11 protein-coding genes and 1 pseudogene are annotated in these 16,165 nt (G+C 47.6%); 7 read left to right on the forward strand and 5 right to left on the reverse strand.

Translation table 11 applies throughout. The features are described 5' to 3' along the window. Nucleotides 1-252 precede the first annotated feature (252 nt). Nucleotides 253-3,474, reverse strand: a complete 3,222-nt coding sequence (locus tag MKQ68_RS12680; RefSeq protein WP_264279447.1) for a S41 family peptidase — start codon at nt 3,472-3,474, stop codon at nt 253-255. A gap of 139 nt (nt 3,475-3,613) precedes the next feature. On the opposite strand from MKQ68_RS12680, the gene MKQ68_RS12685 reads away from it, so the two are divergent. Both MKQ68_RS12685 and MKQ68_RS12690 read left to right on the forward strand, forming a co-directional pair. Beyond that, entirely contained in the window at nt 3,614-4,132 is a 519-nt protein-coding gene (locus tag MKQ68_RS12685) for an O-acetyl-ADP-ribose deacetylase (protein WP_264279448.1), read from the forward strand. Between the two features lie 101 nt (nt 4,133-4,233). Further along, on the forward strand, nt 4,234-4,815 hold the full coding sequence (locus MKQ68_RS12690; RefSeq protein ID WP_264279449.1) for a PhnA domain-containing protein: 582 nt from the start codon (nt 4,234-4,236) through the stop codon (nt 4,813-4,815). A gap of 1 nt (nt 4,816) precedes the next feature. Here the strand turns inward: MKQ68_RS12690 and MKQ68_RS12695 are convergent, their stop codons facing one another. Both MKQ68_RS12695 and MKQ68_RS12700 read right to left on the reverse strand, forming a co-directional pair. Continuing rightward, a complete protein-coding gene (locus tag MKQ68_RS12695) occupies nt 4,817-5,395 on the reverse strand; it encodes a COG3650 family protein (RefSeq protein WP_244846021.1) in 579 nt (192 codons plus the stop codon). 39 nt (nt 5,396-5,434) lie between these two features. Further along, nucleotides 5,435-6,922 (reverse strand): sulfatase family protein, encoded by a 1,488-nt coding sequence (locus tag MKQ68_RS12700; RefSeq protein ID WP_264279450.1) that lies wholly within the window; start codon nt 6,920-6,922, stop codon nt 5,435-5,437. 326 nt (nt 6,923-7,248) lie between these two features. Between MKQ68_RS12700 and MKQ68_RS12705 the strand changes: the two genes are divergently transcribed. The 3 genes from MKQ68_RS12705 to ubiG all read left to right on the forward strand — a co-directional run bounded on the left by MKQ68_RS12705 (nt 7,249) and on the right by ubiG (nt 9,176). Then, nucleotides 7,249-7,830 (forward strand): Crp/Fnr family transcriptional regulator, encoded by a 582-nt coding sequence (locus MKQ68_RS12705; protein ID WP_264279451.1) that lies wholly within the window; start codon nt 7,249-7,251, stop codon nt 7,828-7,830. 69 nt (nt 7,831-7,899) lie between these two features. After that, nucleotides 7,900-8,334: a cupin domain-containing protein gene (locus MKQ68_RS12710; protein WP_264279452.1), complete on the forward strand. Its 435-nt coding sequence runs from the start codon at nt 7,900-7,902 to the stop codon at nt 8,332-8,334. A gap of 11 nt (nt 8,335-8,345) precedes the next feature. Further along, the gene (gene ubiG, locus MKQ68_RS12715) at nt 8,346-9,176 is read left to right on the forward strand and encodes a bifunctional 2-polyprenyl-6-hydroxyphenol methylase/3-demethylubiquinol 3-O-methyltransferase UbiG (protein ID WP_264279453.1); all 831 of its coding nucleotides are present in this window, start codon (nt 8,346-8,348) and stop codon (nt 9,174-9,176) included. Nucleotides 9,177-10,824: 1,648 nt separating this feature from the next. On the opposite strand, the gene MKQ68_RS12720 is transcribed toward ubiG, so the two are convergent. Both MKQ68_RS12720 and MKQ68_RS12725 read right to left on the reverse strand, forming a co-directional pair. Then, entirely contained in the window at nt 10,825-11,898 is a 1,074-nt protein-coding gene (locus MKQ68_RS12720; protein ID WP_264279454.1) for a hypothetical protein, read from the reverse strand. A 112-nt stretch (nt 11,899-12,010) separates the two neighbouring features. Next, nucleotides 12,011-12,268 carry a hypothetical protein gene (locus tag MKQ68_RS12725; protein ID WP_244846041.1) on the reverse strand — a complete coding sequence of 86 codons (258 nt, stop codon included), beginning with the start codon at nt 12,266-12,268 and terminating at the stop codon, nt 12,011-12,013. A 411-nt stretch (nt 12,269-12,679) separates the two neighbouring features. Between MKQ68_RS12725 and MKQ68_RS12730 the strand changes: the two genes are divergently transcribed. Both MKQ68_RS12730 and MKQ68_RS25905 read left to right on the forward strand, forming a co-directional pair. Then, on the forward strand, nt 12,680-14,842 hold the full coding sequence (locus MKQ68_RS12730) for an ATP-dependent DNA helicase (RefSeq protein WP_264279455.1): 2,163 nt from the start codon (nt 12,680-12,682) through the stop codon (nt 14,840-14,842). A 636-nt stretch (nt 14,843-15,478) separates the two neighbouring features. Then, nucleotides 15,479-16,143, forward strand: a pseudogene (locus MKQ68_RS25905) (DUF7017 domain-containing protein); the annotation flags it as partial. Nucleotides 16,144-16,165: the final 22 nt, after the last annotated feature.

The raw sequence follows: 16,165 nt of genomic DNA on the forward strand, positions 1-16,165 counted from the left end.
CAACTAAACATAGGGAGATTATCATTGAGAGTTGCAAACTACATCATTACTTAGGGCGCCGCAAATTTATTTCGGCCGGTTAACGCCGCATTAAGATTTATAGATGGCAAATATTCCACTTTTCAGCCATACCTTCATTTTCATTCTACTTCCGTCAATTATATTTTCTATTAGCGTTTCAAAAGAGATAACACAAATAAGGGAGCTTGTAAACTGAATTATTTACAGGCTCCCTTGATATAACATCTTTGGTTATTTCGACTTATCCGGGAACGCCGGTATCTTCGGCACGCCTGTTTTTCCACCCTGCCCCAGTTTCTCTAACAACACTTTAATCCCTTCTGCGAGCTGCGTATCCACGCCTTTATATTCATTGTAAGGATCATTGACGACTTCAATGTCGGGATGCACACCTTCGCCTTCAATGATAAAGGAAGAGCCATCTGCTGCGAAGTGCGCGAACTCCGGTTTACGCATATCGCCACCATCGATGAACGGCAGCGAGCCGCTGATGCCGACTACGCCACCCCAGGTACGCTGACCGATCAACGGACCGATCTTGTGGTACTTGAACTGCCATGGGAACAGGTCGCCGTCGGAGGCAGAGTACTGGTCGATCAGGCACACTTTCGGGCCAACGTGTGCATCTGGCTTAATAGAAGCGGTTTTATTGTTACGCCTCATCGTACCCAGGCCAGGCTGGCGTAATAACCGCTCTATGATCATGGGCGATACGTTACCGCCACCGTTACCGCGATCGTCAATAATGAGCGCTTCTTTGTCCAGCTGGGGATAAAAGTAACGCGCAAACTGGTTCAGTCCATCTACACCCATGTCCGGAATATGTACATACCCGATCCGGCCCTTGCTGGCGGCGTTTACCTTGGCGATGTTCTGCTGCACCCACTCATGATAGTACAGCGAGGCCTCGTCCGCAATAGGTTTCACCAGCAGCTTACGCACGCCGGAAGTGGAAGGCGAGCTGCTTACTTCGATTTCGATCAGCTGACCGGCTTTACCAGCGAGTGCCTCGTATAAATTACTCACCGACTTCATCGACGTGCCATTGATCGAAATAATGTATTCGCCGGCCTTCACTTTACCATTGGCAGCGCGCAGTGGCGATACGAGGGTTTTATTCCAGCTTTCGCCGGACAGGATGCTATCGATGCGATAGTAGCCGCTTTTATCGCGGCTGAAGCGGGCACCCAGTAAACCCATCTGAATACGGTTGACAGACGGCCTGTCGCCGCTGTTCACGTAAGCGTGACCTACATTCAGTTCGCCGATCAGCTCACCGATAAGGTACGTAAGGTCGTCGCGGTGATTTACGTAAGGAAGCAATGGCGCGTATTTGTCGTGCATCGCTTTCCAGTTAACGCCGTGCATGTTCGGATCATAGAAGTAATCGCGCATCTGGCGCCAGCTTTCGTCGTAAATCTGTTTCCATTCGGCTTTCAGATCAACGGTCATCTTGAGGCCGCCAAGGTCCACTTTATTCGTGGGCGTGATTTTCGATTTGCTGAGGCTTTCGATATAGAGGTCGTCGCCCGTGCGGAAGAGGATCTTCTTCGCATCCGGCGTGATGCTGTAGGCCCCGAAGGTGCCGATCTCCGTTTCTTTGGCGTCGGCCAGGCTGAAGAATTTCAGTCCACGTGCGCCGCGGCCGGCAGTGAAGTAGTACACGCCATCTTCCACGGGTACCAATCCGCCGTAAGAACCAGGTGCTACCGGCAAGCTTTCGATACGGTCGGCCAGACCTTCTTCGTCGATCACTACCGTGGACTTTTTACGACTGGTATCCACATCTGGCTTCGCCCCTACCTCATCATTCTTATCGGCCAGCGGCGACTTCGCAGCAGCGCTGAGCCTTACGAAGTAAGGACGCGACATATCTGTATAAGCATGATTCCATTCCGTATTGCTATAGGTCGGGTTGAAGTCGCGCTCCGACACGAAGTACAGATACTTCCCGTCCGGGCTGAACTGCGGTCCGCCGCTATCGTACCAGGTATCCGTTACCGTAATCACTTTCTTCGTATCGATGTTATACACCTGTATCACACTAAACTCCCGCGCTTTGCCAGGAACAGTATACGCGATCCATTTGTTGTCGGGCGAGAACGAGTAGGAACCCAGCGTGCCGTCATCTGCATGGATGACCAGCGTCTTGTTGCCGGAAGCTACGTCCACCAGGATGAGATCTTGTCCGCGCGTGCCGTACAGCAGGTATTTACTATCAGGGCTCCAGATCGGTTGAAACTTATAACTGCCGCCTCCTTTAGTAAGCTGTTTGGCCGGTTGCGTACCGTCTTGCTGCTGGACGTACAACTCATCTTCACCCGAGCGGTCAGACACGTACGTGATCCACTTGCCATCCGGGCTCCAGGCCGCGTTGCGGTCATGTGCCGCGCTGGACTGTGTAAGATTTCGCGTAACGCCCGATTTCGATGGTACCGTAAACACATCGCCACGGGCGCTGATCACCGCACGTTTGCCGTCGGGGGCAATATCCGTACTAAAGAGAAAATCAGCCGCATCGATTTGTTTGGAACGGCCAGAGGCCAGGTCTTCCGCGATTGTGACCGACAACTTCTTTGTTTGATTCGTAGCCAGGTCCAGCAGGTAAATGTATCCCCCATTTTCAAACGCGATCGCATTATCGCCGAGAGACGGGAACTTCACATCAAAATCCTTGAAGGTTGTTACTTTCTGCGTTTGTTTTGTATTGGTATCGTATACAAAGATGTTGGCTATCTTATCCCTTTCACTCACGAAATAAATCTTGTTGCCATGGTACATCGGGTAGATGTCCTGTGCCGGGTTATTCGTGATATTCTCGCTTTTGCCTGACTTTGCATCTACCAGCCATATATCGTCTGCCATACCACCGCGGTAATTCTTCCAGGTACGGAACTCACGGAACACCCGGTTCATCGCTAATTTAGAGCCATCGGCACTATACGACGCCCAGGAAGCCACGGAGAAAGGCAGTTCCTCGCTGATATCGCCTGTAAGCGGGGCGAGGTAAAGTTTTCCTTTGAACGCATTGAAAGACGTGCCCCTGCCGCGGTAAATCACGTGTTTATCGTCGGGCGTCCACCCCATAACGACATTGTTGGGCCCCATACGGTCTGCCACATCATCGCGGCCCAGCGTGGGCGTATAGGTGATACGTTTCGGTTCGCCGCCGGTAGCGGGGATGACGAACACCTCCGTATTACCGTCGTACTGGCCGGTAAAGGCGATCGACTTCCCATCGTGGCTAAAGCGGGCAAACATTTCGTAGCCGGGGTGGCTGGTAATGCGGCGCGCCACGCCACCTGCAGTAGGAACGACGTAAAGATCCCCCGCGTACGTGAAAGCAACCTGGTTGCCATGTACCGTAGGGAAACGAAGCAGCCGGGCATCCTGCTGTGCTTTTAAGGAGAGGGTTGATCCTAACAGGATAGCGCCTGTAAGTAGTTTTCTCATGAGCAATGCTATATTTTAAGAGGTGGCTGAAAATACGGGATTTTCGTTAAATGGGGGATGGGGGTTTTATGTGTGGTAAAACCAATTCATTGCTATTACAACCTAACCCCTATCTTTACATCAGGCATATTTTTCAATTATGATAGAAATCATCCAGGACGACATTACAAAAATCAAAGCCGACGCCATCGTTAATGCGGCCAACACCTCGTTACTCGGCGGCGGCGGCGTTGATGGAGCGATCCACAGGGCTGGTGGCAAAGCCATACTCGAAGAATGCATGAATATCAGGGCTGCACAGGGCGGCTGCGAGGTGGGTGAAGCTGTTGTTACGACAGCGGGGAACCTACCTGCAAAGTATGTGATACATACCGTAGGGCCTGTCTGGAATAACGGGAAAAGCAACGAGGAGCAGTTGCTCGCGTCCTGCTATCGAAACTGCCTGATGCTGGCAATAGTGCATAAGGCGAAAACCATAGCATTTCCGAACATTAGTACGGGCATTTACAGATTTCCCAAAAAGAAGGCGGCTAAAATCGCCATGGATACAGTGCTGGAGGTTTTGGGTACGACAAATGGGATACAACGGGTGATATTCGTTTGCTTCGATGATGAGAACTACGACATATATGATGAACTCCTGGATCAATTACCATAATGCCACCTGCATCGAAATTATATTCGCAGCTCCTATGACTTCCCTCATTTTCCATCCCGGCAAAAACCACTACATTCGCCCCCTCGTAAACACAACCAATCATGAAGATAGCAGACCAGGTAGCGGCCCGCAGCCAGCAACAATGTGAATTATGCGCGTCTACCGACCAATTGAGCTTATACGAAGTACCACCGTCCGATTACGCAACGTCGGAGTACACCATCAACATCTGTAATAACTGCCGTACTCAAATCGATAAAAAAGCACCGCTGGACCAGGAGCACTGGCGCTGCCTTACAACATCCATGTGGAGCGAAGTGCCAGGCGTTCAGGTGGTTGCGTGGCGAATGCTGAACCGCCTGCGCACGGAAACCTGGGCGATGGAAAGCCTGGACATGCTCTATCTGCCGGATGAGCTGCTGGATATCGCTAAAGCTACCGGTGACCATGAAAACGATGGCGCTGTTGACCTTCACCGTGATGTAAACGGGGCATTGCTGAACGACGGCGATACAGTGATACTCACCAAATCGCTGGACGTTAAAGGGTCTACGCTGAATGCAAAACTGGGCACAGTGGTGAAGAACATCCGCCTGGTGCCGGACAATACAGAACAGATAGAAGGCAAAATCGAGGGACAAACGATTGTTATCCTGACGAAATACCTCCGGAAACAGGCATGATCTAGAATGCCGTCCAGGCAGGAGCATCCAGCACTTTGATGGCATCTGGCGGAGCATCTCCCTGGAAAGCCGGCTGTACGGACGGGTTACCCGGATATTTACTGCCTGTCCACTTCACGATGCGCATTCCTCCTTTGGTATCGATAAGCAGGTCATTCCAGCCTTTTGTAGCTGTCTTTAACACATACACCGGCGTACGTACCAGGGTAAACCTGGAAATGACTTTACCGTCGTGGGCAAGCAACATCATGGAACAGCCGGCGTTTCCGCAGAAATACATTCCGCGGAAGCCAACGAATATTTCCTGCTTGCCATCACTGTTCAGATCTGCCTGTGTATAGCTGAACTGCCGGTCGGCACTGTCAACAGACGGGAGGTTGGCTTTCAGTTCGTTCTGAAGAACGGTTCTTATGAGGCTTACCGTTGTGTCTTCCACGACCACACTCGTATCCACGGGCACAGCGACATCGGTATTAACAGCAGCTGCGGTATCCCTCGCGGCCGGGCTTTTGGAAGCATTATTACAGGCAAACAGGCCTGCACAAGCTACTATCAGACTGGGGAAAGTGGATCTGCGCATACTGGATCGGGTTTAAACGAAGATAAGCAATTTGCCCGGCTAAAATGGTCCGGGGCGGTGGATGCCTGCTGCGTTAAGCCGCTGTCCCGGCATGGTACCTCGTGTTCCTTTCTGGTCCACCGCTTTGTTGCTCCACCTGTCTGACCAATCGGGTGTAAGATCGTCGGGCTGATCATCGCCGGTTTCTGTTTGCCAGGTCCTCAGCACCTTAGCCAACTGTTGCTGACGGGCAGTATAACCCTTACGCCCATATAAATTCACCAGCTGATCCTTGTCCTTCACATAGTCATATAATTCATATCGCGGCTGAGGCACCTGGAAGATCGCCGACTGCAAAGGCGTTGTCGTGCCCTGCTGGTGGTGCTTCTTCAACTCTTTGCCGGAGGCTCCTCCCATGATGTCTGTAGCACCTACATTACTGAGTTCGGGCAGCCCGTTTTCAATGTACACATACTGGTCTGTACGCACCATTCTCTCATAGGCTTTAAAGCTGTGCCAGTTATGTTCTGCGAACACATAATTCCGGAATTTGGCTTTTGGATCAGTCAGCAGCTTTTTGAAACTTCTTCCCTGGATGGAAGCGACGGGTGCGATGCCGGCAAGCTCCAGTAACGTCGGAGCGATATCGATCACGCTCAGCAGGCTGGCTGATGACTGGTTAACGCCGGTGATGCCGGCGGGCCAGTGAAGAACAAAGGGCGTTTTAATCCCCTCGTCATACATGCGGGTTTTATTTCGCGGGAAAGGACGACCGTTATCCGCCATCACGACAATGAACGTATTGTCCAAAATGTTCTGTGCCTTTAGTTCTTCCACTACTTTGCCCACGTATGCATCGAAACGGCTTACTTCTTCATAATACCGGACGAAGTCGGTTCGTGTAGCTTTGGAATCGATTAAGTTAGCGGGTACTTTGATGTCACCCTCGTTATACTGAACAGGTTTGGGCGCATCATCCCAATCGCGGTGTGCGTCCTGCGCGGCAAACCACATGAAAAACGGCTTATCTTTCGGCCGCTGCTGTAAGTAATCAACCCACAACTGTTCCCCGCCGGGTCCCCCGCCTTCAGCGCTGGAGCCGCCTACCCGGTCAAAAGCATCCAGGAAAACGCCGGCAGGCTTTATGCCGGATGTACCCAAGTGCCATTTGCCTGCCTGCGCGGTGTAATACCCATGCTCCTTCAGTACTTTCGGGAACGCCACCTGTCCTGCCGGTATATCACTGTGCAACTCCGCTGCGCCGGTATTGTGCGGATACCTCCCGGTGAGGATACTGGCCCTGCTCGGGCTGCAGGAGCTCGTAGTTAGATAAGCGTTGGTAAACCGGAGACCATTCTCCGCGAGTTTATCGATAGCCGGTGTTTTTATGAGCGGGTGGCCCATACACCCGAGATCGTTGTAGGATACATCATCCGCAATAAAAATGATAATGTTCGGACGTTTCGTTTGTGCATAGCTGTTGTTATATGCGGTGGCTAACAGCATTAGTAAGCCGATAGCAGCTTTTACTGCGTGGACCTTTGTCATGTTGTTCAAATAAGAGTCAAACGTGGAGGCGTATTTGGCCTGAGGGGGGAAGATAATAAAACATTATCAGATCAATCATATTTCCGGACTGATCAAAAAAGAAAAAATAAAAGACAGAATACTCTTTGCGTCGGGAACAAACATTCTCAGTAATTCGGAACGGGACCTATTCGTGGTGAAAGAACTGCAGACACAGCTGCCACCAGCCGATCTTGACCTGATCTGCAGAAGTAATCCTGCCCGTTTTGCCAGGCACACCCTCTCTCTGTCTTCCACTCCTCACAATTAACTGATAAAAATAGTCCCACGCCCTATCTTTATCCGCCATGAGCGAGCATCTACTCTTTACCACGTTGCAGCAACGGCATCATTTCCCTACAACGGAGTTCGAAAAATTCCTTGCCTTGTTCGAGGAAGCTTATCTGCCTAAAAACGACATGCTATTTACGACCGGGTCTATCGTAAAACAGGTATGTTTCCTGATGAAAGGCTGTATGCGGCAATATCATATCACAGCGAACGGCGATGAGCGTAACATCTTTTTTGCGGAAGAAGGCTGGTGGTGTGGGGAAATGGACAGCTTCATCAACCTCACCCCCTCTACGATGAGTATGCAGGCGGTGGAAGATTGTCACATCCTGTGTATGGACCGCGAAAAGTGGGAGCACGCAACGAGGACCATCCCTGACTATGCGCTATACCAGATCAAGAATCGGGGCTATACAGTTGCCTGGCTCAAAGGTATGCTCAGCAACATCAGCGTAGAAACGCCGGACGAAAAATACCGCCGCATCCTGAAAGAAACGCCGCATTGGATCAACCGGCTGCCGCAATACCAGATTGCCAGCTACCTCGGTGTAACGCCGGAAACACTAAGCCGAATCAGGAAAAGAAATATGCGGCTGTGACACTTTTCTTGATTTGAGACAAGTTATTTGCACATCCCCTGCCCTTTCTTTGCTTTACAAACACGCTATATGACCAATGAAGTGATCGATCTTGGCAACGGACTGGAAATCCACTTTTGCCTTGATGCCGCAGACACCGGCGCACAGTTCACCCTGTTTAAGGTGGTGATCCATCCCAATGCCAAAGTACCGGCCGCACATTACCACGACAATTTCGACGAAACGTTGTACGGTCTGAAAGGCACCCTCTCCCTCACCGTGGACGACCAGGTGCTGGAACTGCATGCCGGCGACCATTATTTTATCAAACGTGGACGCATACACAGTTTTACCAACCAGTCTGACGAGACTGTAGAGATATTAGCCTATGCCAACCCCGGAGTGTTTACCTCCAATTACTTCAAAGACATCCTCGGCGTACTAAAAGCCGGCGGCCCGCCCGACATGGCCAGGATGAAGCAAATTATGCTCCAGCACGGACTGGTGCCCGTCGCCAACCATTAAAATCACCACTCATGCAAAAAATAGACACTGAGATCTACCGTCAGATAAATAATGACGTGTACAAGGAACAAGGCGACATCTGGTGGAAACCGGATACCGTGCTGCACATCCTGAAAACCTCCGTCAATCCCTGGCGTGTAGGTTACGCTTCCAAAGTACTGCAACGCCTGAACATCGATCCAAAGGGAAAAACAGCCTTGGAAGTCGGCTGCGGCGGCGGCATCCTGACAGAAGAAATCGCCCGCATGGGATTTGACACCACCGGCATAGACCCGGCGGCCGAATCGATTACGACGGCGAGCAACCATGCAAAGGCAGGCGGCCTGAACATCCGGTACGAACAAGGCTCGGGAGAACATTTGTCGTTCCCCGACAACTCCTTCGACGTCGTATTTTGCTGTGATGTGCTGGAACACGTAACTGACCTTCCGCGCGTAGTATCTGAAATATCACGCGTGCTGAAACCCGGCGGCATATTCATTTACGATACCATCAACCGTACGTTTGTAAGCAAACTGGTGGCGATTAAAATATGGCAGGAATGGAAGCGATGGGCGTTTATGCCGCCGAACCTACACGTATGGAAGATGTTCATTAAACCCGGCGAAATGCAGGAAGTACTGCAGGCAAGCGGGCTTGATTGGAAAGAACATACCGGCTCCAAGCCCAACGTATCGATCCCAAAGCTGCTGCAATATTTAAGAAAACGCGTGAAGGGCGTATGGAACTTTGTAGACCTGGGCAAGCACTTCTGGCTGGTGGAAGATAATGATAAGAATATACTGTATGCGGGGCATGCTGTAAAGAAGCAGGCTGCATCCAGGCAAGTTAGTTACAATTAGGTAGTGTGACTGCAATATGGAAGGCTGACCTGGGAGACCTGGTCAGCCTTTTTGCGTGTGTAACTTAAAGCAATTTTCATGTAATACGCTAGTGAGTGTAATATATGGACTCAAACTCATTAAAATTCTTCAAAGAGAAATCGATCGTGGCACGATCGTTCACACAGTGAAATTTTATCAACCTCGCCCACTCCACCTCTTCATCGGCATCAAAATGGCGATTGATATAAGCGTCGAAACTGTCCATAAACTGGCTTATGCCTTATTTCCCTCCTGGTTGATGACCAATTGCTACCCTATAACCCAAAATAATCAGGGATAAATTTTCCACGTTGTTAACCAGATACATCCTTGGCCTGGTGACTACGGCTTTTATGAAAATTAAAAACGGATTGATGGTTTCATTTTTGCTCATTCGATCAATCAATTTTCTCCGCTCGTATAAAAAAGAGCTGACAAGAAGCTATTAATCGCTTTTACGCTCCCAGCACACTTCACGTTGTTAATAATTTACTGACATCATCGTATCTGCTCCAAAACCCGTCATTATTATCTATCGCAAAAGATATGTCACTTTTTACCTCGTCTAACGATTTATATACAGCAACGAAATAGATCGACACTTTCATCAATGGATTTCCCAGTTGAAAATACCACCAGGGCTTTTTTCTGCCAAGAACTGTAATCTGCTAAATCCTGTAGCAATTTCCATTTCCTTCGTAAATTAAAGTATCGACCAAATTGCCCTTCTTATCGTCAGCTTGGGAAGATTTTCCAAATATTCCCTGGAGGGCAAAATTTCTATATTGTATCCATCAACACCGTTCAATAAAATGGAAAATGACAAATTATCCATAAATGATTTAAGTTAATGTAAATCAAATAATCATCCGGTATTGAATCTATTAATCTCATTTTTTAAGCTAGTCCAGAATTATCCAAATATATTATCAAATGCGGCAGCAATTTATACGGTTCTTATCTGAGCATCTTCACGTAAACATCTTTATACTCAGCCCGAGGAAGCGCGACATACTTTTGCTGAGCTTATCACACCCAGCCGTGCAAATTTTTGTACAGTTTATCGGCCGGCAAATGTACTAAGGACAGGCAGGAATCGCTTGCCATTGAACGTTTAAGCATGAATCACTATACAAACATTCAGGCACTTCAAAATCATCGACGAAATAATAGACGTTCGGATGATCAGGCAGGACCCTTATCAGAAGTCGGGCTCCTAACCGATTTTTATACTTAAATTCAGGCCCGAAGTTAAAATCCATCCTTTTCGCGTTTACAATAAAGTATCCAAGCATGCTATACCTGCTTCTTGTACTTCTTAATTCACTCACTTTACCGAGAACGTATACGCCCGAATACCTTAACCTTACCCTATCGCCAATTGACCAAAATGTTAAAGTCGCGGCATATAACAGGAAGGCCATGAGCATGGTTACACCGGGCCTTCTCTTGAGACGTAATAATAGACCTTTAAGCCGCATATTCGCATTGTAAAACCTTCTCTTCAGGAAAATCTTGGCGCGCATCGCAGTAGTAATGAACGGCTGCCGCTCCGTATTCGCACAAACAGCATTAGTCTGAAAGCGTAAATAGTTAAGTTATGCTGCATTAGTGGCCGCCAGCTGCTTTACAGCGTCAACTCCCCCGTCTCCATATCCAACGCCGTCGCCTCCGGCTGCTGCCTTGTAATGTAAGGGATAGTCGTCACCATATGCGCCTTCATCGCGTTCTGCGCCACTGCACCGCCGATTAAACCGCCACCCACAGCGCTCCATAACATTGCCTGGTTACGGCGTCGGGCCTGCTGCAGGTAGTTCGAGATCACAAAACCATGACCGCTCTTTTCTATCGGGAACGCCACATCATCTGTATAACGATACAACTCTCCTTTCAGACAAAATCCCCAGGGGTTTTCGATGGGCGTATGATTCGCATCATCATTGAATATCCTGATCCTTCTTTTCACATTTTCTACTTTGAAGGCGGTGACTGACGGTTTGTTTGCTTTAAACTCATCGAAGTTAGCGTACACACCATCTAAGTAAGTTGTATCCTGCAAAATAGGAATTTGCTGTGCGGCCAGTTGCGCAGATTGAACAGCATCTTTCGACTGCCATGTGGGCGAGGCACCAAGTAGCGGTATACCCCTATCGAGTGATGTACTGATCAACAGGTTAACCGCCTTCGCCAGATGCTCGTCATGTTTGCCGGTTACATCCATCCCGCCGCGTACGAGCACCGTATCGAACGCCTGTACGAATGCATATTGCTGGCCATCATTTGAAATATACGCGTCCGCCTTGATGCGGCAAAATGCCTTTTCATTCATCTGGAAAGTACGTTCATTAATGCGAACATCCTTTACAGCGAGTAACACGTGAACACCGGAGGCTGCGAGCCTGCTGCCATATTCCTGCTGGATATATTGCTTTAGGAAGATGCTATGCGGTAATGCAGGAACGGCATCGATGCGCTTGTTCATCATACCCACCTGTACGAACCCGAGCCGCGCGGTGTCCCATTGTACGGACAATACTTCAATCGCTGCCACTTTATCGAGTTGTGAAACGGTGTTGCCGTATGTTTTGAGGGTGATGGTTTTAGCTTCTGCCGATTTATCGGCATCGTTGTAGGCCGGGTCCTGGGCGTTAACCGCCTGGAATATAACGAGGGTGCTCAAAAGCAATTGGAGACGCTTCATTGGTAGTGGATTTTGCACGGGCTAAAATAGGGGAAATGTAGATAGGGTGTTTGATACGAACATGTTATGTGCCGCCATGTGCGTCTCCAGGCACAGGACTGCACAAATTTATCTAGTTCCGGTAATAGTTCAAGAGCAAACTGCCGTCTCCGTAGGCATCTACGGTAAAATCGCCTGTCTTTAACACATTGTCGTCCTTATCAAGAATTTCTATTTTGAATGAGGAACCCGGCACGCCGTCACTCACACTCGCCGAAAAGCCCGCGCCGGATACGTTTTTATGGTGCGTTACTGTTTTCTGCCATGGTGGCGACACGGTTTCTTCGTACTCGATATCGTCGGGCACCTCCGTCATATTGGGATCGGTCATGGTAGGCGTGTATTGGACCTGTACGACGCTGTTGGCGGGGCCGGTGAGTTGTAGGTGTACGTGTAGCCGCTTGGCTTATCCCCACCACCTTTTGAACAGCTAGTGAGTGCGACGGTGGCTGCGGCGAGCAACAAAGCAAGGATTTTGAGTTTCATGGGTTTCGTTTGCGGCAAGGGCGCAAATACTATACCATGAAGTAGCTAAAATCGTGAAACAATGCCCTATATTGACGAAAAAAAATATATTTATACCCCAATACCTCATGACATGTCGTACATCAACCAAAAATGGCCGGTTGCAGGCCCCCCAACATCGAAACTTCCGCTGGTGCCGGCCTGGATTTACGCAAGGGACAATCCATCCGGAACTAAGATTGTATTGCTAAATTATGAATACAACATACAATAGCCTATGAGCATATTCAATCATTTCAGGCATTTAAACCTGACTCCCGACCAGGAAAATGCAGTAAAAGAGTTAGAATTATTCTTACATAGCCCTGCGAAAATTTTCATGCTGAAGGGATATGCAGGAAGTGGAAAAACAACACTATTGAAAGGTTTCATAGCATACCTTAATACTATGAATACCAAATATCAGTTGATGGCGCCAACCGGCAGGGCAGCAAAGGTCATTAATCAGAAAACAGGCTTTCTTTCTACTACTATTCACAAGGGTATTTACAGTTTCCACGATCTGCAGGAAATAGAGCATAGTGAGGATGAAAATGATGTTTCTTTCCTATACCATTACAAAATCAGGAATAATCCGGAGGCCCACAACTCCATTCTGATTGTAGATGAAGCCTCCATGGTAAGCGACGTTTTAAGCCAAGGTGAGTTCTTTCGTTTTGGCAGCGGACAATTACTGCGGGACTTAATTGCTTACGGAAGAAATCAGGACCCTGCGACGACCGGAAAAATTATTTTCCTGGGAGACCCTGCCCAGCTACCACCTGTGGGCATGAGATTCTCCCCTGCACTTGATGCACAATATCTTAATAAAACCTACAATCTGACCGTTTCCCAGGCAGAAATGAAGGAAGTGAAGCGCCAGGACGCGAATAATGGAATTTTAACAGCGGCGACTAAAATCAGAAAATGCCTTACTTCCGGCTACTTCAACGATTTCGACCTCAGAAAAAACGACAAGGATATATTTAATCCATCTTACCATGAGTACCTTGAAACCTACAAGGCACAACCAAATCAGAAAATAATTATTTGCTACAAAAACGAAACTGCGCTTGATTTGAACCTTACCATCCGCAAAGATAAACACGGTGACCACCTTCCAATCCAACCATCTGACACCGTAATCATAGGAGGCAACAACTATCGTTTGGGAATAATGAACGGAGAGTTTGCCGTTGTTTCAGAAGCCAGTCCGTCAGTCGAAAGCAGGGATATCGCCTTTTACGTCAAGGGAGGTAAAACCAAACAAGTGAAACTCAGCTGGCGCAACGTCAGCCTCGTTTTTCCCGATGAAAACGATCAATCCAAAACTATTACCGGTTTTATGCTGGAGAACTACCTGTATGGCGACAACTACCTAACGCCCGAAGAACAGCGGGCACTTTACATAGATTTCAAACACAGGCATCCCAAACTTAAAAAAGGAACAAAAGAATTTGAAGAGGCGATCATCAACGATAAGTACTTCAACTGTATAATGCTGAAATTCGGCTATGCCGTTACCTGTCATAAAGCGCAAGGTGGTGAGTGGCCGAATGCCTTTGTTTTCTGGGACAGGGGCATACAAAAAAAATTCAACTTTCTCGAATCTGAACACGAACCATCGGGCAAGACCAATTCGGATTTCTATCGTTGGGCATATACGGCTATCACCCGTGCATCGAAGCAACTATTCTGTATCAACCCTCCTCACTTCTCCTCCTTTTCCGGGATGACTTTTATCGGCGCCAACGTTCAACAGGCATTTAATGAGCTAACCGGCCAAACGAACACTAACGCAGAAATTGACATGGAGAATATTTTGCCTGAACTGAAAAAATTTGGTTTATCGGATGCTCCCTTAACGATCCAGGATCATTTCATTCAAAGATGGCACTACCTGCGACAGCACTACATCGACATCGCATCATGGCAAAAAGTTGGTTACGAAGTTCGTTATGTATTCAAAAGAGAAGGCCAAACGGCTGCCTTTAAATACTGGATGAATGGAGAAAATATCTTTAAAAGCAATTTTCAAAATCTTCCTGCTCAAACGAACTCCACCGAGCTGTTTGAACTGATCGCGAAAATATTAAATAACCCGGCGCCTGTTACAGTACGCAGGAATAATACAGCCGGCATTTTGACGCAAATCCAATTTGACATGGAATTGGAAGAAAAAAAGCCATTTTTAAAAACTTTACTCGATGCAATCACCAATGCACTGTCTGGCGACGAAACTATCGCCAACATTCAGCATATTCAATACAAAGAAAGATATACCATCGAAAAAAAGGGGCAATCATGCGTTATAGATTTTGAGTATAATGGCGATGGCTTCTTCGGCAGGGTTTTACCACTGGAAAAAAATGTAACAGCCCTGAATTGCTTGCAAAAATAAAAAGCATTGTTAACACTCTCAGAAAGGCTGATTATGTCATTTAAAGAAATTAAGGAACTAAGGCAAGCGGGAAAGCTTGAAGAAGCACTACAGAGAGCAAAAACGGTTTTGGAGGCCGCGCCGGACAACGTTTGGAACAAACGCGCTATTGCTTGGGTATATTACGACTACCTGAAAAAGAATGCACAATCCGATTCGTTCGATGCATTCAAAGAAACACTGATCAGGATTAAAGAGCTGAAGTTACCGGAAGACGAAAAAATGGTATTTGATAATTGCGCCTGGCAAATCGGCAGTTTGGTGTTTGGCTTACAAAAAAATGAACCTGTCGATTACAGCAAAATAAACGAGCTGTTTGATATCATCAAAGACTTTCATTTTACCAGACCATCTGAGGCCTACTCATTTATCTATAGAGCTTTTCACAAAGGTTATCAAAATTGGTCACAGTACTTGCATTTTGCTACCTGGTGGAATTTTGAATATTTGCGTGAAGGAGATTTTCTTAAAGAGGACTTTAACGGCAGACAGGTAATGTCTATCGCGGAACAGGCTTACATTGCATACTCAAAGAAACTTTTAGAGGGAGAGCCTATAGATTACAACACCGGGCAGCAAAAAGTGATCGACAAAGAAATGATCCAGTCCTTTTTGCCCAGGCTGGATGCATTGATCGAAAAACAGCCCGACTATCAATACCCTCCCTATTTCAAAGCAAAACTACTATTGGCACTAGGAAGTGATGACAATATCCTGTCTGCATTTCTCCCTTTTGCAAAGCAAAAAAGAAATGACTTTTGGGTTTGGGAGTTGATGACAAAAATCTTTTCCGCAGACAAGGACATTCAATTTGCTTGCTATTGTAAAGCACTTAGTTTAAAAACACCAGAGGATTTCCTGGTGAACCTTCGACATGCCTTTTCGGAAATACTCGTTGAAAGAAGAATGTTTAATGAAGCCAAAACGGAAATCCAAAAAGTAATAGCCACCAGGAAAAAAATGAATGGAAGGTACCTTACCAAATTTCACAATGGGCAGAACAGGAATGGTACAAATCTGCGACTGCTAAAAAAGACAACCACGACCTATACCAGGGTAAAGTAAGACAAGCAGAAGAAATATTATACCAGGACATACCCGAAGAGATCGTTGTAGTTGAATTTGTTAACGGGAACAAGAATATGTTGAATTTTTTGAAGGACATGACGAAATCCGGGTTTTTCAACTATTCGGGGCACCTGCCCCAACCCGAAATAGGGGATATACTAAAAGTCCGATTCCATGGAAACGGCCAGGATGGATTTTATAAACTGCTCACCGCGA

The organism is Chitinophaga horti (assembly GCF_022867795.2).
Classification (GTDB): domain Bacteria; phylum Bacteroidota; class Bacteroidia; order Chitinophagales; family Chitinophagaceae; genus Chitinophaga; species Chitinophaga horti.